Genomic DNA, 20,503 nt, shown 5'->3' with positions numbered 1-20,503 from the left:
GATGACAAAGTATCGGCTTAGCGATGAAACCCGCCAGTGGCACTGGAAAAACGGCGAGGAACAAGCCACGACAACTCTGCGTCAAATTATCGCAATGTCGGATTTTAACGACATCATCAGCGGGACAAAAGGGGGTTGGGTTGAGGACGAACATTCCCTCTCCCAGGACGGGAACTGCTGGGTTTACGATGAAAACAGCGTGGTTTTTGGTCATGCCCGAATCGCGGACAACGCCCGTATCACCCAGTCCTGTGTCATTAGCCATCACGCCAAAATAACGGGTAACAGCCTGATAGAGGCGGCACAAATCAGCCACAGCGCGCTAATAAGTGACAACGTCACCGTTCAACATTCAGAGATCCGTGGCGAATGTCATATCTTCGGCAATGCCCGGATACTGAACCACAGCGTGGTAATCGCGGCAAAAGGGCTGACTGCTGACCATGAGCAAATCCTGAAAATCTACGGCAATGCGACCGTGAGTCAGTCTCGCGTTGTTCATCAGGCGCAGATCTATGGTGATGCGGTGGTGAATTTTGCTTTTATTGAGCACCGTGCCGAAGTGTACGACCACGCCCTGATTGAGGGTAACGATCTCAATAATGTCTGGGTCTGCGACTGCGCCAAAGTGTATGGCAACGCTCGTTTGATTGCAGGGGTTGACGACGACGCAATCCCCACCCTGCGCTACAGTTCGCAGGTTGCAGAGAATGCAGTGATAGAAGGCAACTGTGTCATTAAACACCACGTGTTGATCGGCGGTCAGGCATGGCTGAGAGGTGGCCCGATTCTGATTGATGACCGGGTTGTGATTCAGGGGCGAGTGCGTATCAGTGGCGATGTGTTGATCGAACACCGGATTGAGATCACCGACGATGCGGTGATCGAGGCTTTCGGAGAAAACATCCACCTGCGCGGTGAAAAGGTGATCAACGGCAATCAGCGCATTACCCGTACCCCGCTGCTGGGGGCATTATAGCGAAACGATCTTCGCGTACGTGTTCACATCGTCAAAGTGGCCGTTGAGAAACTCTGCCTCACGCAGGCAACCTTCCAGAACAAAGCCGTTGCGCAGTGCCACCTTATTACTTCTGACGTTATCCACCCGACATTTAATGACAAAACGGCGAATTTCGCCTCGCTCTGCGTAATAACGCATAAACGCCTGGAGCGCATGTGAAAGGATGCCCTTCCCCTGATGCGCCTCATCCAGCCAGTAACCGATATACCCGGTTTTATTGGTCGGTTCGATGGCGTTGAACGAAAGCACGCCAGCCAGCACATCATCCTGAAAGATCAGGTACATTTTGGCGTACCCGCGCTGGTGCAACATTTGATTGCTCTGCACATTACGCCGGGTGTCATCTTCAGTACCAACATACTGCGCCCAGTCGAAGGCGGTTCGCAGCCAGGCTCTGTTTTTCGTAACCAGATTGTGCAGTTCTGCGGTGTAGCGCTCTTCAACCGCGCGGAGTGTGATGCGATCGGTAACCGCGATGGTTTCGGCTTGCGTTGCGGTCATTGTCCCTCCTCATCCCTGTTCCTTCTCCCAAAGGGAGAAGGAACAGGGCAGTAACGAATAATGCAGTCCTTGCCCGACATTACCGCATAATGCGGTCGTCTACGTAATTGCGTTTATCCGGCGCGGGCGGGAAGTACTGATACAGCCAGGTTTCACTGATTGCCTCTCCCTGACAGCGCAGGAACATGCGCATATCCACCGGCTCTGTTGAGTCAGAAGTGGGATACCAGTCAAACAGGATGCGATAACCGTCAAACGGCTCAACGTAGAGAATTTCGACCTGCTTCGCTTCACCGCTGGAGAGCGTAATCACCGGCTCGATACCTTTCGGCGCGGCGGCTTTCAGATCGCCCCCCACGAAATCAATGGCAAAACGCCGGGCCCACACTTTCGGGTAGTTTTCGCCAGGCGCCCAGCCTTCCGGGAAACCACCCATACCGGTACGGGTGGCGTACACGTTCGCCAGGGGGGAACGCACAGGAGGTTGCGCGCTCCAGTACAGGCGATATTTGAACTCCAGTTCATCACCCGCTTCCACCGCTTTCTCGGGTTGCCAGAAGCACACCACGTTATCCAGCGTTTCACCCGTCGTCGGGATTTCCATCAGGCCAACAGCACCTTTGCCCCAGTTATTACGCGGTTCAACCCACAGGCTTGGGCGTTTGTTATACCAGCCCATAATGTCCTGATAATGGGAGAAATCGCGATCAAGCTGTAACAGACCAAAACCTTTTGGATTCTTATCCATATAGGCATTGAATTGCAGCTTTTGCGGGTTATTCAGCGGACGGCAAATCCACTCGCCATTACCACGCCACATCGCCAGACGGTCTGAGTCATGAATTTGCGGGTGGATCGTGTCGCACATACGACGTTCGTTATTGCCGCAGCTGAACATGCTGGTCATCGGCGCGATGCCGAGTTGCTTGATGTCTTTACGGGCGAAGAGATGGTTGTCCACCTCCATGATCACCTGGCTCTTCTCGCAGTGGATCACGAACTTATACGCGCCGGTGATACTCGGGCTGTCGAGCAACGTGTAGACCGTGAAGGAGGTATCACCCGGTTTAACCGTTTCAAACCAGAACGAGGTGAAATCAGGGAACTCTTCCGGTGTATCGGTGAAGGTATCGACCGCCAGACCCCGCGCGGAGAGCCCGTACTGATACGTATCATCAACAGCGCGGAAGTAACTCGCGCCCAGGAAGGAGACGATATCGCGACGCGCCAGTTCTGGCGCTTTAAACGCCCGAAAACCGGCAAAACCGAGATCGCTTTGCCCTTCCAGTTGTTTCGTGTCAACACCCGTATCGTTATAGCTAAAGAGTTCCGGACGGAAATGGATCTCGCGAGCCTGAGATGTTGCCGGATCAAGCGAGAACATCCTCACACGGCGACGGAAGCCCATTCCCATATGGAAGAACTGCACGTCAAGCTGACGGTTTTCGATGTTATTCCACAGCGACTGTTTTTCGTCGTAGCGAATGGCGTTGTACGCCTGAGGCGTCATGGTTGCCAGCGTTTCCGGCAATGGGCGCGGAGCGCCGCCCCACGGGGTTTTCGCCAGATCATGCGCCATGGATTGCAGCACGGAGAAGTCAAAACGACGGCTCTGACCATCAGCAATGTCAGACTCGGCAGCATTCGCTGCACGGGAGAACAGCGTGGCCAGGCCGGAAGTACTGCTCAAGGCAGCCATAGCCAGCGAGCCTTTTAAAAAACGTCTGCGATTCATGCCTGAGAAAACGTCCTTATGGTCGTGTGAATGAGTTTCGCGGTCGGCGAAATGACGGCAAGAAAGAACGCACAGCCTAAACAAAAACGGTTAAGAATCCAATTGTTGGCAGGCGATTATATGAACAAAGTGAGAAATATTTTCTGTCGACCAGAACGGCCTGAAAGTGGTGTAAATAAGAGTAAATACGCAAAATCATTCATGCTGGATCAAGGCCGCGAGTATGAGAATCCCCTGGAGCTTACTGAAGTAAGAGAATGGGGTGAACAGACGTAGCCAACGCAGAGGCAGGCTGAAGAATGACGTGTATTAAAAATGCCCCGGCTGGACATCGACAGACGGGGCAAAACGAGGCGGTTTATTTTACGCTGACATCGATACCCGGGAAGTACTTATCAGCGAGTTTGGCGATCGTGCCATCGGCACGTACTTTATCAATTGCGGCATCAAGTTGCTTTTTGGTGGCCTCATCCCCCTTACGCAACCCGAAGCCGATACCACTGCCCAGAATCGTGTCGTCGGACACCGGTTTGCCAATAAAACCAAACCCTTTACCCTGTGGCTTGCTAAGGAAACCCGCCTGCCCGGCAGCAGACATCACCAGCGAGGCGTCAATGCGGCCATTCAGCAAATCTCCCCACGCCATGTTCTGATCTTTATAAGACACCACGGTGACACCGTGCTTTTCCCAGTGCTCTTTCGCATAGGTTTCCTGAATGGACCCTTGCAACACACCGATGGTTTTACCCTTCAGGCCTTCCGGCGTCGCATCGACCGCACTTCCCGCTTTCCCCACCAGTTGTGACGGAATACGGTAAATCGGCTGGGTAAAATCAATGCTCTTGCGGCGCTGTTCAGTAATGTTCATTGCCGAGTTAATGGCGTCGAATTTCTTCGCCACCAGCCCTGGGATCAAGGCATCGAAAGAGGTTTCCACCCAGTTGCATTTCAGCGCAGCGGCTTTGCAAATAGCATTACCCAGTTCAACATCAAATCCTTCCAGTTCACCCGAGGCATTACGGCTTTCAAACGGTGGATACTCCGCTTCCAGACCGTAGCGAAGCTCCGTTGCGGCAAACGAAGAGAACGAACACAGCACTCCCAGGCCAACAACTAACGCGCGTAATTTCATGTAAAACTCCTTAGCGTGGTTTAACCCGACACAGGGCCTGAGCACCTGCCCGTAACGTAGTCTCATCTTTCGCGAAAGAGAGACGAATCAATTTATTATCTGTACCGTCAGCATAAAACGCTGACAGCGGGATCGTGGCAACACCGCATTCGGTGATCAACCGCTTCACCATATCGCTATCGCGTTCATCGCTGAAATGGCTGTAATCGGCCAGCAGGAAGAACGAACCTGCGCTTGGCAGCAGCCGGAACGGCGACTCGGCCAGCAGGGTCTGCAGCAGGTCGCGTTTACGCTGATAAAACGCCGCCAGCGACAACCAGGTTTGCGGATCCGCCATGTGTTCCGCAAAGGCGTACTGCATAGGGGTATCGGCAGAAAACATCAAAAACTGATGGACCTTACAGATCTCCTCCATCAATACCGCCGGGGCAACACAGTATCCTACGCGCCATCCGGTAACGTGATAGGTTTTTCCAAACGATGAAATAATGACGCTACGCTCCGCCAGTTGCGGATGAGTAGCCATTCCGTGGTGCGGTTCACCATCAAAAACCACGTGTTCGTAGACTTCGTCAGACAAAATAATGATATCGGTATTGCGGGTCAGCGCCGCCAGTTGCTGGAGGTCCTGGGCAGAGAAAACCTGTCCGCTGGGGTTATGCGGCGTATTCACAATGATCATCCGCGTACGCGGCGTGATTGCTGCCCGAACTTCATCCCAGTTCACCGCGAAGTCCGGGACGGTCAGTTTAATGGCGACCGGAGTTGCCCCCTGGAGACGCACGATCGGTGCGTAGCTGTCGAAAGACGGTTCAAAATAGATCACCTCATCGCCAGCATGCACTAACCCGCTGATGGCAGAGTAAAGGCCTTCGCTGGCGCTGGCGGTGACCAGCACTTCGCTGCCAGGGTCGTACTCTGTGCCGTACAGCGATGCAATCTTTTCGGCGATGCGCTCTTTCAGCGGGTGCAGCCCCGTCATTGCTGCGTACTGGTTATGCCCCGCTTCCATGGCCCGCGCCACACTGGCGATCAGTTTCGGATCACAAGAGAAATTGGGTGCACCCTGAGAAAGATTAATGGCGTTATGCTGTGCAGATAGCTGGCCAATGACGGTAAAAATTGTTGTACCGACATCAGGCAATTTTGAACGGGTTTGCACCGGGGTTCTCAAAGTCATCGTTATTCCTTTCTCGTGGTGATTGCATAACTATTCAAACAATAAGTCGGTTGTGGCGACAAACGAATTGTTGTCATAATAGCCATGAGAAAAACGCATACCTGAGGTGTTTTATGTCGCGTCGCTCCTTCCCGCTCAATGCCATTGACGCATTTTTAAAAACCGCGCGTCACCTTAACCTCACCCATGCAGCAAAAGAGCTGTGCCTGACTCAGGGGGCCGTGAGCCGTAAAATTGCCACACTGGAAGAGTGGTTCGGTTTTCCGCTGTTTGAACGCCATGCGCGCGGCTTGCGCCTTTCACCACAAGGCAGCGCCCTGCTTCCTGAACTGCAATCCGCGTTTGAACATCTGCTGACCGTGGCTGACCAGGCGCGTTCCCAGCAAACCGTGGTACGACTGAAGGCGCCTACCTGCGCAATGCGCTGGCTGATCCCGCGCCTGTTGCAGGTAGAGCGCGAACAACCCGATCTGCAAATCGCGCTGACCACGACAACCGATCACAACGTCAATTTCAAAACAGAATCCTATGATGCAGCCATCGTATTTGGGACACACATGAGCGCGGGCGATCTGCTGTTTGAAGAGGCGCTAACACCGGTGATGAGCCCGGCGAGACTGGGTTCAGAACTGGCATCACTCACCTTTCTCCACCCTACGCGAGATAAAACAGACTGGTCGTTATGGCTGGCAAAACAGGCCCTTTCGCCGCAAGCCATGCTCAAAAATCAACACTTCGATACGATGGATCTGGCGATCACTGCCGCGATCCAGGGGCTGGGGATCGCGATAGCGGATGAAACGCTGGTGGAAGAAGATATCCGCGCTGGGCGTCTGGCGCGGCCTTACACGACCAGTATCAGAACAGGCGCAAGCTACCGGCTGGTACTGCGCGAGTCCGGCAGCAAAGATAACGGGCTCGCCGCCTTTCGCGCTTGTCTGCTCAGTCGAGGCTAACGTGGTGCTTCATGACGCGCTTGAAGAGGCTCATTCTTGCGCGCATAAAGCGGTTTTCAAGCCTGAATCCTGCATGTTTATTCACACCTATACGCAATAACACGTCCCGCCTTTTACGACAGGCTGGCCAGTTTGTCGGCCCGTGGAGGACGTCGTGGATGTGGCTGGCATGGCGGGCAAAGCTAACCCAGTAGTCAGCAACCTGTGCAGAAAACTGCAGATCACGCGCAGTAACATACTGCCGGGACGGTTCGACGCTCCCCAGCGAATCAAACACATAGGGCACTTCGTTGCCGTGCCACGCACCATTGATGTAGGTGGCATGTTCGGCTTCAGCAACATAATCAAACCAGTAACGCCAGCACGGCGCACCTATACGTTGCTGAGCCTGCATGACCACATAGCCCAGCGTGGTAAACGCCATATCCCGGCAAACCTGCCGCCCAAGCTCTTCATCACCTTTTACACCGGGATACAGTAGCTTAATCAGCCCCAGGCCAAAACGGCGTTCACGGCGTAATTTTTGAATTTGTCCTGCCAGATCAATCCCAAATACTGCCATAACGCTGGCTTCATCGCTGTTCGAGCCAATCATGACCGGGACGGGATGCTGACGGGCGGCAAAGAAAACATCGAGCATCGGCTCAGGCAATACACAGTCGCCCGCAATCGGCGTCGGGGCGATATTGTGCGGCGCAATCAGAGGCCAGAAAACCTCTGGCGGAAGCGCCCGTAGCTGATCTGCTGTCGCATTTTCAAGACCCAAATGCGCCGCCAGTGCAACGCCTTTCTCCAGCGCCTGCTCGCGCGGGGTATCCGGCAAGGTATAACCGCTTTGCACAATCGCTTTATGGAACAGTCCTTCAGCCAGAGGCGATGCCAGCAACGACAAGACGCTGCGTGCCCCCGCCGACTCGCCAAACAGCGTGATATTGTGCGGGTCACCGCCAAATACCGCGATATTGTCGCGCACCCAGTTCAGCGCCGCGAGTTGGTCGAGCAGTGCAAAATTATGCACCACACGCTCTTCTTCCCCTTCAAGCGCCGGATGGGCAAAAAAGCCAAGATGACCCAACCGATAATTGATCGTCACAACGACGACGTCACGCTGCGCCAGCGCCCGGCCGCTATAAGGGGGAAGCCCGCCTGCACCGATGGTGAACCCACCACCATGCAGCCAGACCATCACCGGAAGCGGGGTTGAACGCGTGGCCGGCGACCAGACGTTAAGATAGAGGCAGTCTTCGGAAAATTGCCCCGGATCGCCGCCTCCCAGCGCCTGGCAATACTCGCTGTTTTGCCAGCTTGACGCCGAAAACGTCGTCGCCTGACGCAGACCCTCCCACGAAACGGGTGGCTGCGGAGCACGCCAGCGTAATGATCCGACAGGCGGTGCAGCATAAGGGATACCGCACCACACATGAACATCCTTATCAGTAAAACCAATCAGTGCGCCCTGGCGCGTTGCAACCACAGGGGCGGAGGGATTTTGCATAACAACCTTCTTTTTCCATCACACCCGTGCAGAGTAACGATTTCAGAGCAAACCGCAACGCTGTTTACTGCGCGCTTCCGCCTCTTCATACAGCGCAAACTCGTCATACACCGGGCATCCCAGCGCCGTTTCAAACGCCTCCCGGCTGGCATTACCGTGGCTGCGCGACTGCGTTTCGTTCCCCAGGTTTGACTGGAAAATCCCCGCCGCACTGACAGGCAGAAAATCTTCATAGGTGATGGGCTGAGCCACAACCCATCCGCGCTCGATCAGCGGTTGTGGATCGTCACCGGGACGAAATGCCTTGCGGTGAGCTTCGCCTGCCGGCGTCAGACGATAGCGGAAATAGGCCAGTCCCTGACGACGCAGGAACATTTCACTGTCCGGGAAGGTGCTAAACACTTCATGCAGGTGCAACTGGTGCGTCATGTTGTCTTTGCCCGTTCCAGCTTGTCCCAACAAACGGTCGTACAGTTCACGTCCTTTCGGCGTCAACGCCACTCCACGCTGCTCAATTTCACCAAATCGTGCCGTGTGTGTACCCAAATGTTCCCCCGAAAACAGCACTGGCTCTTCCAGAGCTTTAAAACTGGTCTGACGAAGCAGGATCGGCACATCACGGCGCGGCGGCCCTTCAATCAGAATTTTCGGCTCGATACCGTACTTAGGCATGAGCTCCTGTGCCCGGTCAATATCCAGCGTGCGCGGCGTGAGATGGTTGATATGACAGCCGGGGAAGCACACCACATCGGCAATCAACCGGTGTTCATTATGCAATGCGAGGTAAGTTTCCTGATCGACCGTGGCATGGCGATGCCAACGGAAGGTTTCAAGCGCTTCCTGGACAAATTCACGCGCCTGCGCGTCAGTAAAGTGTCCTTCTGACTCGAACAGGTCGATTAACGCCAGACAGCGCGGTGTAAAGATATTTCGGCGGGATAAGATCTCTGCCGCCCGTTTACGCAGGACCACGTTGTCGATCAATTCCAGGCGCAACAACGAGGTAAAAATGCGAAACGGGTTACGACAAAGCGCCCCATCCTCTATGGGACGAAACGCTGTCGAGTGAACCGGCACGCCCGCCTGGGACAGGTCATAATAGCTGACCGGGTACATCCCCATAATGGCGAACATCCGTCGCAGCGTGGACAACTCCTGTGCAGTTCCTACACGGATTGCGCCATGACGTTCGACATTCAGGCGAGCCAGTTCATCTGCGTTCGCCAACTGTTCATGTAACAGCGGATTATGTTCAAGAACCGCCAGGTTTACGTCCGCAACCAGCTCCAGCAATGTGCCGTACTGCGGAACTTCCTGCTGGTACATCGTCGACATTGCCTGCGAAAAGTGTTCCCGAATATCATCAGCCGTGATGGTGTTCGCCATGATGTCATGCCTCCAGTGAATATTACCTGGAGTGTAGAAAAGGCCGTTCTGGTCGGCGGGAAGAATTTACGATTTGTGATCTGGACAGGCGAGTGGTTAAAGCCTGTGCTTTACAGGAAAAGCGCAGGATATTGCCCGAAGAGAGAAAAATCCCTGCCGTTGAAAAAAATCTTGTAACTCAAACAGATCAAATGTTAAAAATATTTTGCTATCAGGTTATCAAAATTAAACAACTTAACTTGTCACCCGCACCGCTCTGTTTTTAACATCGCCTATGGAAAAAAATGGTTTGTTCAGTCAGCGCATACGCTTGCGCCATTTGCATACATTTGTAGCCGTCGCTCAACAGGGAACGCTGGGGCGAGCGGCTGAAACCCTTAACCTGAGTCAGCCTGCACTCTCAAAAACGCTGAACGAGCTGGAACAACTTACCGGAACCCGCCTGTTCGATCGTGGACGTTTGGGCGCACAACTCACGCTGGTGGGCGAACAGTTCCTGACCCACGCGGTAAAAGTCCTGGATGCACTCAATACCGCAGGCCAGGCACTGAACCGTAAAGACGAACACAGCAACGAGATTGTTCGTGTGGGAGCCTTACCGACGGCCGCACTGGGTATCCTTCCCGCCGTCATTGGTCAATTTCATAAACAGCAAAAACACACCACGATCCAGGTCGCGACCATGAATAACACCATGTTGCTCGCGGGGCTGAAATCAGGTGAGCTTGATTTGGGGATTGGTCGGATGTCCGACCCGGAGTTGATGACAGGCCTCAACTATGAACTCCTTTTCCTGGAATCACTGAAGCTGGTGGTACGCACCAATCATCCCCTGTTACAGGATACCGTTACCCTGAGTCGGGTCATGGAGTGGCCCGTTGTGGTTTCCCCAAAAGGTACAGTGCCGCGGCAAAATGCCGAAGCCCTGCTACAACTTCAGGGCTGCACGCTGCCAGGTGGCTGCATTGAAACCCTGTCGGCATCACTGTCGCGTCAACTGACAGTGGACTTTGACTACGTCTGGTTTGTCCCCTCAGGTGCGGTTAAAGACGACCTGCGCCACGGAACACTCGTTGCCCTGCCGGTCACCATCCCTGGCGCGGGTGAACCCATCGGTATTTTAACCCGCGTCGACACGCCATTATCGCCAGGCGCGCAAGCGCTGCTCAGTGCGATACGGAAATCCATGCCTGCCTGACACGCCCTTCATTCGCACGGACAGAACCCGTCTGAAGACGGGTTTTTTATCTCTTCTGATCAAATAATGCGAAATCATTTATTAACAATTGCGTAAAACATTTTAACAGTTTTATCATAGCCACGAATTCACCAAATGGTTCATTTGAATATTTGGATAGTGGTTCAAAGCGCAATTAACACGGTAACAACCGTAAGAAACTATCATATCCTCGTCTTTTATTACCCATTTGGTACAGATGCCGCACAGCACAGACCTGAAAAGACGGGAGTATTTAAGGAGACAGAAATGGCATTTGGCAGCGCACCGCGCGGGATACCTCGTATCCTGCAGTGGCTCCTTGTCGGGCTGATGACAATCATCGGTCTGGCTGTTGGCGGGTTGGGCCTTAAGCTCGCCACCGTCGGCGGAAGTTGGTACTTCATGATAATGGGTGTGGTGATGGTGATTTCTGCCATCCTGATCCTCACCAACCGCATCAGCGGCATTGTGCTGTATGCCATCGCCTTTATCGCCTCGATTTTCTGGGCGGTGGGCGATGCAGGCTGGGATTTCTGGCCACTCTTCTCTCGCCTCTTCACCTTCGCGGTTCTGGCATTCCTCTGCGCCATCGTCTGGCCTTTCCTGCGAGCAGCAAACAGCAATGCACCGGTCAACAAAGCCCCGTCGTTTGGCCTTGCGGCCGTACTTGCGGTTCTGATGCTGGTAAGCGTGGGCTGGATGTTTAAACCCCAGACTCTGGTGAGCGCCAGTGAGCCGGTTCCGGTTAAACCTGTCGCCCCTGGCGAGCAACAAAAAAACTGGGAGCACTGGGGGAATACCACGCACGGTGACCGCTTTGCCGCACTTGATCAGATCAACAAACAGAACATCAACGACCTGAAGGTTGCCTGGGTTGCCCATACGGGAGATATTCCGCAGAGCAACGGTTCGGGCGCAGAAGATCAAAACACCCCGCTTCAGGTTGGCGACACGCTCTATGTCTGTACTCCATACAGCAAAGTGCTGGCGCTGGATGTTGATTCCGGGAAAGAGAAATGGCGTTACGATTCTAAAGCCACCGCCCCTAACTGGCAGCGTTGCCGTGGTCTTGGATATTTTGAAGATCACAGCAGCGTGACAACGTCACAACCCACTGTGCAGCCTGCCGCCTGTCCACGTCGCCTGTTCCTGCCAACCACCGATGCCCGTCTTATCGCCATCAATGCCGACACCGGCAAGGTTTGTGAAGACTTTGGCGATCACGGTATTGTCGATCTCAGCGTCGGCATGGGTGAAATCAAACCGGGTTATTATCAGCAAACCTCAACGCCGCTGGTTGCGGGCAACGTGGTGGTGGTCGGTGGACGCGTTGCAGACAACTTCTCCACAGGTGAGCCGCCGGGAGTGGTACGCGCTTATGACGTTCACACCGGGAAACTGGCATGGGCGTGGGACCCCGGTAATCCGAACCTGACCGGTCTGCCGCCGGAAGGCCAGACCTATACCCGCGGGACGCCGAACGTCTGGTCTGCCATGTCGTATGACGCCAGACTGAACCTGATCTATCTGCCAACCGGTAACGCCACACCAGACTTCTGGGCCGGTGAACGTACCGCGCTGGATGATAAATACAGTTCATCGATAGTGGCCGTGGATGCGACGACCGGTCAGGTACGCTGGCATTTCCAGACTACCCACCACGACCTGTGGGACTTTGACCTGCCTTCACAGCCACTCCTGTACGACCTGCCTGACGGTAAAGGCGGTACAACGCCTGTACTGGTGCAGACCAGTAAACAGGGCATGATCTTCATGCTCAACCGTGAGACGGGCAAACCGGTCGCGAAAGTAGAAGAACGTCCGGTTCCGGCCGGAAACGTCGAGGGTGAACGTTATTCCCCTACTCAGCCTTACTCCGTTGGCATGCCAATGATTGGCAACCAGACGCTGACCGAATCAGACATGTGGGGCGCAACGCCGGTTGACCTGCTGCTGTGCCGTATTCAGTTTAAAGAGATGCGTCATCAGGGTGTCTTTACGCCTCCGGGTCTTGACCGTTCGCTGCAGTTCCCTGGATCCCTTGGCGGCATGAACTGGGGCAGCGTCTCTGTTGACCCTAATAACAGCCTGATGTTTGTGAATGATATGCGTCTGGGGCTGGCAAACTACATGGTTCCACGCGCAAACGTCGCCAAAAATGCCAGCGGTATCGAGATGGGTATCGTCCCGATGGACGGTACGCCATTTGGCGCAATGCGTGAGCGTTTCCTGTCACCGCTGGGCATTCCATGTCAGAAACCGCCGTTTGGTACGATGTCAGCCGTTGACCTGAAAACCGGCAAACTGGTCTGGCAGGTTCCGGTTGGAACCGTTGAAGATACCGGCCCACTGGGGATCCGCATGCATATGCCTATCCCAATCGGGATGCCAACACTGGGTGCGTCACTGTCAACCCAGTCCGGTCTGCTGTTCTTTGCCGGTACTCAGGACTTCTACCTGCGCGCATTTGATACCGCAACAGGTAAAGAGATCTGGAAAGACCGCCTGCCTGTGGGTAGCCAGTCCGGCCCGATGACCTATGTTTCACCGAAAACCGGTAAACAGTACATCATCATCAACGCAGGCGGTGCTCGTCAGTCGCCGGATCGTGGTGATTACATCATCGCGTATGCGCTGCCGGACAAACAGTAACAACAGAAACAACAAGGGGCCTTGCGGCCTGAGGGATCCCCAGAAACATCATCAATACACCATGATGATGTTTCGATAGGCCCTTGCCATATCTGCATATACCCTGTCGGGGTTCATCCCCGACAGGAGCCCCGGTGACTGCCGGATGACATTTTCACTCAATGTCAGATACGACAGCACCCTGCGTGATTTCTCACTGTTCGCCTGGAACCATCGATTTATTCCCTTACTTTCAAGGTAATATCCCGTCAGCCATAGGATGATGCTGTAGAGAACTGCAACCAGGCAAAGCACGGATAGTCTTTTTTCTCCCCGACTTTTACTTGCCCGCAGTCCCAGTCCATAGCGCTCGCTTTTTTCATCTCTGATAATCTTGTGCTTAACACGTGCGGGGCCTGGCAGGTATCTGCCGATGCTGGTAAGAGAAAGCGAAGCACCACGTGTCAGGGCCACGGTCATATCGAGCAGGGCGTTTTTACGGTACTGATGAATGGAGTTCAGGGACTGGCTGAAAAATTTATGGCAAACTTGTGAAGCAGGCATAGAGGAGTGACCTTACTTTTTGGTGGAACACTAAGTAGATCACAACCTTCTATGCCTGTCTTTATTTATGGGGAGCCTTCAGGCCTTGCGGCCCCTTTTTTATCAGAAGGTTTCCCAGTTATCGCCACTGCTGGCCGATACCGGGCGCAACGCCGTCGGTTTTACCGTTGGCTGAGCACGCGGCCCACGGCTCTGCGTCGCGCCGTTTAAACGGAATGCGCCTACAGCTTCCGTCAGACGTGCACCTTGTTCTTCCAGCGACGCCGCTGCTGCCGAGGCCTCTTCGACCAGTGAGGCGTTCTGCTGCGTCACTTTATCCATTTCAGATATCGCCTGGCTTACCTGCACAATACCGCGACTCTGCTCATCAGAGGCTGCTGCAATTTCCAGCATGATATCGGTGACACGTCTTACGGCATCAACAATCTCACTCATGGTATTGCCCGCCGCCACTACTTCACCAGATCCCTGGTCAATCAACGATACGGATTCATTGATCAGGCTTTCGATCTCTTTTGCCGCGTTTGCACTACGACTGGCAAGCGTTCGGACCTCGCTGGCCACCACCGCAAAACCACGGCCTTGTTCACCCGCACGCGCAGCTTCTACCGCAGCGTTCAGGGCCAGAATGTTCGTCTGGAAAGCGATGCTGTTAATCACCGCGGTAATTTCAGAGATTTTCTTCGAACTACTGGAGATGTTGCCCATCGTTTTGACCACACCCGAAACCATCTGACCACCGCGGCTGGCTTTGCCGGAAGCATCTTCCGCCAGCTTGCTGGCATGGTGAGCGTTATCGGCGTTCTGTTTCACCGTTGCCGTCAACTGTTCCATACTGGCAGCGGTCTGCTCAATGGCTGCCGCCTGCTGCTCGGTACGGGAAGAGAGATCGGTGTTACCCGCGGAGATCTCGCTCGTCCCACGATAAATCTCTTCTGCACCCTGACGCACCGTTCCTACGGTATCTACCAGCGAGTGCTGCATGGTTTGCAGGTCACGCGTCAGACGACCAATTTCACTGCGCCCCGCTGCATCATCTGGCATCGTCAGGTCGCCCTTCGCGATGTTCTCAATGCGAGTCGCGGCGCGTTGTAACGGGTTGATAACCGTCCGGCGCAGCACCACGAATGTCATGGCGGTCAGTACCAGAGCCAGGGCGAATGCCCCCACCATAAACATCAATCCTAACTGTGTACGGGTATGTGCAAGGGCAGTCAGTTCGTTGGCGCGGTCAGTACGGATCTTAATCGCTTTTAACAGCACGCCATTGTAGGCATCATCCAGAGGACGCGCCGTTTCATTTTCATGGTTAATGATGGCCTCAAACATGCCGTTTTTAGCGTATTTGAGCATTGGCTGCAGGCCGGCAATGTAGGCTTCGTATTTGGCTTTCAGATCGGTATCCAGGGCTTCATCTGCTGGAGTCCGTACCGAACGGTGCAAATAGGCGTTAAAGCTCTCTTGCGATTGCTTAATGCGCGTTTCCGCCTCGCTGATGTTTTGCTTCATCGCATCCATTTCGGCAATACGGCTCGCCGCACCTGCGTGGATCATGTTGATTCGGGCGGTCCGCAGATGGTTGGAGCTATTCGATAGCCCCATACGGACCTGAATTTCTGACGTGACATCCTGCTGATCGGTATCCGCTTTTAACAGGAAATATCCCGCAAGGGCGGAGCTCAAGGCAAACAGAAGAATAATGCCACCGAGAATGGAGGAAAACAGCGGAACCAGCCTGATATGATGCAAGAAGCTCAGCTTTTGCTGCGCCTGCATCGATGTTGTGTTGTCCATGACCGTCGACTCTCTTATAGGTAAGATGCGTAAAAACACGCCTGTAAAAGAGTCATCGGCACGGCAGGGAATTTGATTACAGAGAAAAGCGCTAGCTACGTCACACTTTGAATAATAAGTAAAAAACGCCAGCGGAAGGCTCCGCTGGCGAGAGGATTAGTGATCCCCGAAGTGGATAACCGTACGGATAGATTTCCCTTCGTGCATCAGGTCAAATGCTTCGTTGATCTGATCCAGCGGCAGGCGGTGCGTAATGAACGGATCGAGCTGAATTTTCCCGGTCATTGCGTCCTCAACCATACCCGGCAACTGCGTGCGCCCTTTCACACCACCAAACGCAGAACCGCGCCATACGCGCCCCGTCACCAACTGGAATGGACGAGTGCGAATTTCCTGTCCGGCCCCCGCTACACCGATGATAATGCTTTCGCCCCAGCCTTTATGGCAGCATTCCAGCGCCGATCGCATTACGTTAACGTTGCCAATGCATTCGAAACTGTAATCCACGCCGCCATCCGTCAGCTCAACGATCACATCCTGAACGGGTTTGTCATAATCTTTCGGGTTCACAAAATCGGTCGCACCCATTTCGCCTGCCAGGGTGAACTTCTCAGGGTTGGTATCCACCGCGATGATTCGACCCGCTTTGGCCTGTACTGCGCCCTGGATAACCGCAAGACCAATCCCGCCAAGGCCGAATACCGCAACGGTATCGCCTTCTTTCACTTTAGCCGTGTTGTGGACGGCGCCAATACCGGTAGTCACGCCACAACCCAGCAAACACACTTTGTCCAGGGGCGCTTGTGGGTTCACTTTTGCAAGTGAGATTTCCGCACACACGGTGTATTCGCTGAAGGTACTGGTTCCCATGTAGTGGTAAATCGGCTCGCCGTTATAGGAGAAACGCGTGGTTCCGTCTGGCATCAGCCCTTTACCCTGCGTAGCGCGAACCGCCTGGCAGAGGTTGGTTTTACCGGATTTACAGAACTTACACTCGCCACATTCAGCGGTGTAGAGCGGGATTACGTGATCGCCTGCTTTCAGGCTAGTCACACCCTCGCCCACTTCCACTACGATACCGCCCCCTTCATGGCCCAGAACGGCCGGGAACACACCTTCAGGATCATCGCCAGACAGGGTAAATGCATCGGTGTGGCATACGCCGGTGTGGGTAATTTTGATCAGCACTTCGCCTTTTTTTGGCGGTGCAACGTCAATTTCAACGATTTTCAGTGGCTGGCCTGGGCCAAATGCGACAGCTGCGCGAGATTTCATAATGTCTCTTCCCTTGTTGTGAGGTCTGTGGGTTTATTTTAGATAAGAGCGCAGCAAATGGCCGACTTCTGCCATGCGAACAGCTCGCTGATCCGGCGTTGTCTCCCCCGCGACCAGCTCATCTTTGAGGTGAATTTCAACCATTTCGCCCATCAGGCCATTCGCAGCACCGCGTACCGCGGCGATTTGCTGAAGGATGGCAAGACAGGGTTCGCCAGATTCCAGCGCCCTTTCGAGGGCATCAACCTGCCCCCGAATGCGACGGACGCGGGTAAGGATGCGTTTTTTATCTGCGGGTGAATGTGGCATATGCTCTCCTACATACTATAGGGGGGCATGGTATATGATCCTGGTGAACATTGTAAACATGAAAGTTCAGCGCAAAAACGCTTGCCCAGGAAATGGCGTTCCTCTTTCCGTCAAATGCTGTAATATGCAAGTTATTGCGACATTTTGCGGGTTCAGAAAATAATGCATAAGACCGCCAGACAAAAATATATTATTGATATTATTAGTGAAAATGGTCAATCCAGCATTAGCGACCTCGTGGAGACATTGCATGTTTCTGCGGATACCATCCGGCGCGATCTCAGCGATCTTGAAAAACAAGGCCTGGCGCAGAAAAACCACGGGGGCGCAATCGCTCTCGATCTCTCCGCCATGCACCGTCAGGGCAGAAACACCTTGCTCCCCCACACCAAACAGCGCCTGGGTAAGCAGGTCGCAGAAAGCGTTCCGCCAGGCTCTACGCTGTTTCTGGATGCCGGAAGCACGGTACTGGCCGTCGCGACCTTTCTTCAGGGGCCGCTGACGGTCATCACGCCCTCCCTCGATATTGCCCACCACTTTAGCGATCGCAGTGATATCGAATTGATTCTCCTGGGCGGTAAGTGGGATCAGCGGCAACGTTTATTCGCCGGGAGTGCAACGCTCTCCCTGTTGTCCCGATACCGGGCCGATATCGCCATTCTGGGAGCATGCGCCATTCACGCCACCCTGGGTTTAAGCGCCAGTCAGGAAGCCGATGCCGAAGTCAAACGGGCGATGCTGGACGCAAGTCAGCAACACTGGATCGTTGCCGACCATCTGAAACTGAACCACTGCGAGCCATACCTGGTCGCCGGGTTATCTGAAATTCATCAACTGTTTTTAGACTGTCCCTGGGACGAGCTTGGGGACAATAGCGCATTGCACGTCACAATTGTTGATGCGAAATAACGTGGAGAGGATCATGAACAAAGTTAACAGTAAGACAATAAATGTTGCGCTGATCGGTTATGGATTTGTGGGTAAAACCTTCCATGCCCCGCTGATCCAGTCCGTTGACGGACTTAAGCTGGCGGTAGTCTCTTCCCGCGATGAAGAAAAAGTTAAACGAGATATCCCGGACGTTATCGTTGTCGCCTCGCCAGAAGAGGCCGTACAGCATCCTGATGTTGATCTGGTGGTCATTGCTTCTCCTAATGCCACCCATGCACCGTTGGCGACACTGGCCTTACATTCGGGGAAGCATGTAGTGGTTGATAAACCCTTCACGCTTGATATGCAGGAAGCGCGTGATCTGATTGCTCTGGCGGAAGAAAAACAGCTGCTGCTTTCCGTCTTCCACAACCGCCGCTGGGACAGTGATTTTCTCGGCATTAAGCAGGTCATTGAACAAGGGCTTATCGGTAAAGTTAAACATTTCGAGTCGCATATTGACCGCTTCCGCCCCGAAGTGCGTGTGCGCTGGAGAGAGCAGAATGTTCCGGGCAGTGGTTTATGGTTTGATTTAGGGCCACATCTGATAGACCAGACGCTGGAGCTGTTTGGCCTGCCTCAGTCCGTGCAGGGCAATATTGCCACCCTGCGCAACGGCGCTGAAATAAACGACTGGGCGCATGTGGTTTTAAACTACCCGGAACATAAAGTTGTGCTGCATTGCAGCATGCTGGTTGCGGGCGGCGTGTCTCGCTTTACCGTTCACGGAGACAAGGCGAGCGTGGTGAAAGCCAGCATCGATCAGCAGGAAGCACAGTTACTGGCAGGCGTGATCCCGGGCACTGAACACTGGGGAGAAGACCGCGACAGCATGGTGTTGTTCGACGCCAGTGGCGAACCGCAGCGCGTGAACACGCCGAAGGGCGATCAGCGTCAGTACTACATCAACGTGCGTGATGCACTGCTCGGTAAAATCGACAACCCTGTCCACCCTGTGGAAGCATTAGCCGTAATGGCCGTACTGGAAGCGGCAGTAAAATCATCGGATACAGGCACAACGCAGACGCTGGGATTAACGGCGGCAGAGCGGGTTCATCTGCAATAAAGAATGTGCAGGGTCTGCGGTTATCCGCAGGCCACCCTCTTAACGCGGTAGCCGCTGCCCTGCCGTCTCTCTGGCACACAGCACCGTCAGGAAGGTCACAAAGGCGGCGCCCATCACCACCCAGGCCGGTGAAAAAGGATTACCCGTCATCGACATCAACCAGGCCGAGAACCAGGGAGTGATCCCGCCACACACCGCCACCGTCACATTGTAGGCAATGGCCATGCCACCAACGCGGATGCGTGTCGGGAATAACTCCGCCATTGCGGCATTACTCGCCCCATCAACCGCCGCAATACACAATCCAAGAATGAGCATGGCCAGAACGGCAGAGAACATATCGCCTCGTGCCATCAGCATCATCGCGGGCCCTGTAAAGAGGATGAAACCCACACACCCTGCCAGCATCAGAGGTTTACGCCCCACGCGATCGGATAATGCCCCCATTACCGGCACGATAACGGCAATCACAAATAATCCAATCGTAGTGATCGCATAGGCATCCAGCGTTGAGTGCGGCATTTCGCTGGTAAGGTAGTTGGGGATAAAGGTTTGCAACGTCCAGTGGCCCACCGCTTTGATGACCACAAAACCAACACAGAATAAGAGCGCCCCTCTTGAATGCGCCATTGCTGTACGGACGGGCGAAGCCTCCGCCAGACCATTTTTAACCGTTGCCAAAAATTCAGGAGTGTCTTCCAGGTGTTTTCGCAGATACAGGCCAACCAGCCCCAGCGGCCCGGCAAGCAGAAAGGGAATACGCCAGCCCCACGCATTCATTGCCTGTTCGCCCAGTCCTGCTGTCAGCAGGAATACCAGACCAGAACCGGCAACAAAGGCCATAAAACCAAAATTATCTATCCAACTGGTGAAATAGCCGCGACGCCGGGAAGGTGCATATTCAGCAAGAAAAGTGGTTGCGCCAGCACTTTCGCCCCCGGCCGCAAATCCCTGCACCAGCCGGGTGATGACCAGTAACACCGTGGCGCTGACACCCAGTTGCGAGTATGTCGGAAGAAGCCCCATCACAAAGGTCGCACCGGAGGTGAGCAAAATGACGGTGACCAGCACTTTTTTTCTGCCGACCCGATCCCCACGAGAGCCAAAACAGAGGCCACCAAGCGGGCGCATAATGAACCCTGCGCCAAAAACGGCAAACGAAGAGAGAAGCGCGACGGCCTGGCTTTCTGCATGGAAAAATTGCATGCCAATCATCGCAGCAAGCGTGCCGTAAAGACCAAAGTCGAACCACTCAACAAAATGACCAATACCGGTGGCGAGCACGACTTTGCGCATTGTTCTCACGGCA

The 20,503-nt window shown here is 54.2% G+C and carries 18 protein-coding genes; 7 read left to right on the top strand and 11 right to left on the bottom strand.

Annotated features, from left to right (window positions below):
* Position 1: 1 nt before the first annotated feature.
* On the top strand, positions 2-979 hold the full coding sequence (gene ydcK, locus GF617_RS03375; protein ID WP_203451191.1) for a YdcK family protein: 978 nt from the start codon (positions 2-4) through the stop codon (positions 977-979).
* Here the strand turns inward: ydcK and rimL are convergent.
* Together rimL and GF617_RS03365 are read right to left on the bottom strand one after the other, a co-directional pair.
* Complete coding sequence (rimL, locus tag GF617_RS03370; RefSeq protein ID WP_203451052.1) at positions 974-1,522, bottom strand: 50S ribosomal protein L7/L12-serine acetyltransferase; 549 nt, start codon at positions 1,520-1,522, stop codon at positions 974-976. The two genes, ydcK and rimL, sit on opposite strands and share 6 nt — an antisense overlap.
* Positions 1,523-1,601: 79 nt before the next feature.
* Positions 1,602-3,257 (bottom strand): glucan biosynthesis protein D, encoded by a 1,656-nt coding sequence (locus GF617_RS03365; RefSeq protein WP_181623459.1) that lies wholly within the window; start codon positions 3,255-3,257, stop codon positions 1,602-1,604.
* Between the two features lie 30 nt (positions 3,258-3,287).
* Here GF617_RS03365 and GF617_RS03360 point away from each other — a divergent pair, with 30 nt between their 5' ends.
* Positions 3,288-3,533, top strand: a complete 246-nt coding sequence (locus tag GF617_RS03360) for a hypothetical protein (protein ID WP_203451051.1) — start codon at positions 3,288-3,290, stop codon at positions 3,531-3,533.
* 82 nt (positions 3,534-3,615) lie between these two features.
* On the opposite strand, the gene GF617_RS03355 is transcribed toward GF617_RS03360, so the two are convergent.
* Both GF617_RS03355 and GF617_RS03350 read right to left on the bottom strand, forming a co-directional pair.
* Positions 3,616-4,389, bottom strand: coding sequence for an ABC transporter substrate-binding protein (locus GF617_RS03355; RefSeq protein WP_181623457.1), 774 nt, complete (start codon positions 4,387-4,389; stop codon positions 3,616-3,618).
* Positions 4,390-4,399: 10 nt separating this feature from the next.
* Positions 4,400-5,569, bottom strand: a complete 1,170-nt coding sequence (locus GF617_RS03350) for a pyridoxal phosphate-dependent aminotransferase (protein ID WP_181623456.1) — start codon at positions 5,567-5,569, stop codon at positions 4,400-4,402.
* Positions 5,570-5,682: 113 nt separating this feature from the next.
* On the opposite strand from GF617_RS03350, the gene GF617_RS03345 reads away from it, so the two are divergent.
* Positions 5,683-6,525, top strand: a complete 843-nt coding sequence (locus GF617_RS03345; RefSeq protein ID WP_203451050.1) for a LysR family transcriptional regulator — start codon at positions 5,683-5,685, stop codon at positions 6,523-6,525.
* Here GF617_RS03345 and GF617_RS03340 read toward each other — a convergent pair.
* Entirely contained in the window at positions 6,512-8,020 is a 1,509-nt protein-coding gene (locus GF617_RS03340; RefSeq protein ID WP_203451049.1) for a carboxylesterase/lipase family protein, read from the bottom strand. The genes GF617_RS03345 and GF617_RS03340 overlap by 14 nt on opposite strands.
* Before the next feature lie 42 nt (positions 8,021-8,062).
* A complete protein-coding gene (locus GF617_RS03335; protein WP_181623453.1) occupies positions 8,063-9,406 on the bottom strand; it encodes a VOC family protein in 1,344 nt (447 codons plus the stop codon).
* 274 nt (positions 9,407-9,680) lie between these two features.
* Here GF617_RS03335 and GF617_RS03330 point away from each other — a divergent pair, with 274 nt between their 5' ends.
* On the top strand, positions 9,681-10,604 hold the full coding sequence (locus GF617_RS03330; RefSeq protein WP_203451048.1) for a LysR substrate-binding domain-containing protein: 924 nt from the start codon (positions 9,681-9,683) through the stop codon (positions 10,602-10,604).
* A gap of 288 nt (positions 10,605-10,892) precedes the next feature.
* Positions 10,893-13,277: a glucose/quinate/shikimate family membrane-bound PQQ-dependent dehydrogenase gene (locus GF617_RS03325; RefSeq protein ID WP_203451047.1), complete on the top strand. Its 2,385-nt coding sequence runs from the start codon at positions 10,893-10,895 to the stop codon at positions 13,275-13,277.
* Positions 13,278-13,328: 51 nt separating this feature from the next.
* Here the strand turns inward: GF617_RS03325 and GF617_RS03320 are convergent, their stop codons facing one another.
* The 4 genes from GF617_RS03320 to GF617_RS03305 all read right to left on the bottom strand — a co-directional run bounded on the left by GF617_RS03320 (position 13,329) and on the right by GF617_RS03305 (position 17,198).
* Complete coding sequence (locus GF617_RS03320; protein WP_203451046.1) at positions 13,329-13,820, bottom strand: hypothetical protein; 492 nt, start codon at positions 13,818-13,820, stop codon at positions 13,329-13,331.
* A 102-nt stretch (positions 13,821-13,922) separates the two neighbouring features.
* Positions 13,923-15,614 (bottom strand): methyl-accepting chemotaxis protein, encoded by a 1,692-nt coding sequence (locus GF617_RS03315; protein WP_203451045.1) that lies wholly within the window; start codon positions 15,612-15,614, stop codon positions 13,923-13,925.
* A gap of 156 nt (positions 15,615-15,770) precedes the next feature.
* Complete coding sequence (locus tag GF617_RS03310) at positions 15,771-16,889, bottom strand: S-(hydroxymethyl)glutathione dehydrogenase/class III alcohol dehydrogenase (RefSeq protein WP_181623448.1); 1,119 nt, start codon at positions 16,887-16,889, stop codon at positions 15,771-15,773.
* A gap of 33 nt (positions 16,890-16,922) precedes the next feature.
* Positions 16,923-17,198: a metal/formaldehyde-sensitive transcriptional repressor gene (locus GF617_RS03305; protein WP_134350232.1), complete on the bottom strand. Its 276-nt coding sequence runs from the start codon at positions 17,196-17,198 to the stop codon at positions 16,923-16,925.
* A gap of 162 nt (positions 17,199-17,360) precedes the next feature.
* Between GF617_RS03305 and GF617_RS03300 the strand changes: the two genes are divergently transcribed.
* Both GF617_RS03300 and GF617_RS03295 read left to right on the top strand, forming a co-directional pair.
* On the top strand, positions 17,361-18,107 hold the full coding sequence (locus GF617_RS03300) for a DeoR/GlpR family DNA-binding transcription regulator (RefSeq protein ID WP_203451044.1): 747 nt from the start codon (positions 17,361-17,363) through the stop codon (positions 18,105-18,107).
* Positions 18,108-18,120: 13 nt separating this feature from the next.
* Positions 18,121-19,194 carry an oxidoreductase gene (locus GF617_RS03295; protein WP_203451043.1) on the top strand — a complete coding sequence of 358 codons (1,074 nt, stop codon included), beginning with the start codon at positions 18,121-18,123 and terminating at the stop codon, positions 19,192-19,194.
* A gap of 39 nt (positions 19,195-19,233) precedes the next feature.
* Here the strand turns inward: GF617_RS03295 and GF617_RS03290 are convergent, their stop codons facing one another.
* A complete protein-coding gene (locus GF617_RS03290) occupies positions 19,234-20,490 on the bottom strand; it encodes an MFS transporter (RefSeq protein WP_203451042.1) in 1,257 nt (418 codons plus the stop codon).
* Positions 20,491-20,503: the final 13 nt, after the last annotated feature.

The organism is Lelliottia sp. RWM.1 (assembly GCF_016859735.1).
GTDB lineage: Bacteria > Pseudomonadota > Gammaproteobacteria > Enterobacterales > Enterobacteriaceae > Enterobacter.
The sequence above is the reverse complement of the archived record's forward strand: the minus strand, read 5'-3'. Positions and strand labels throughout refer to the sequence as shown.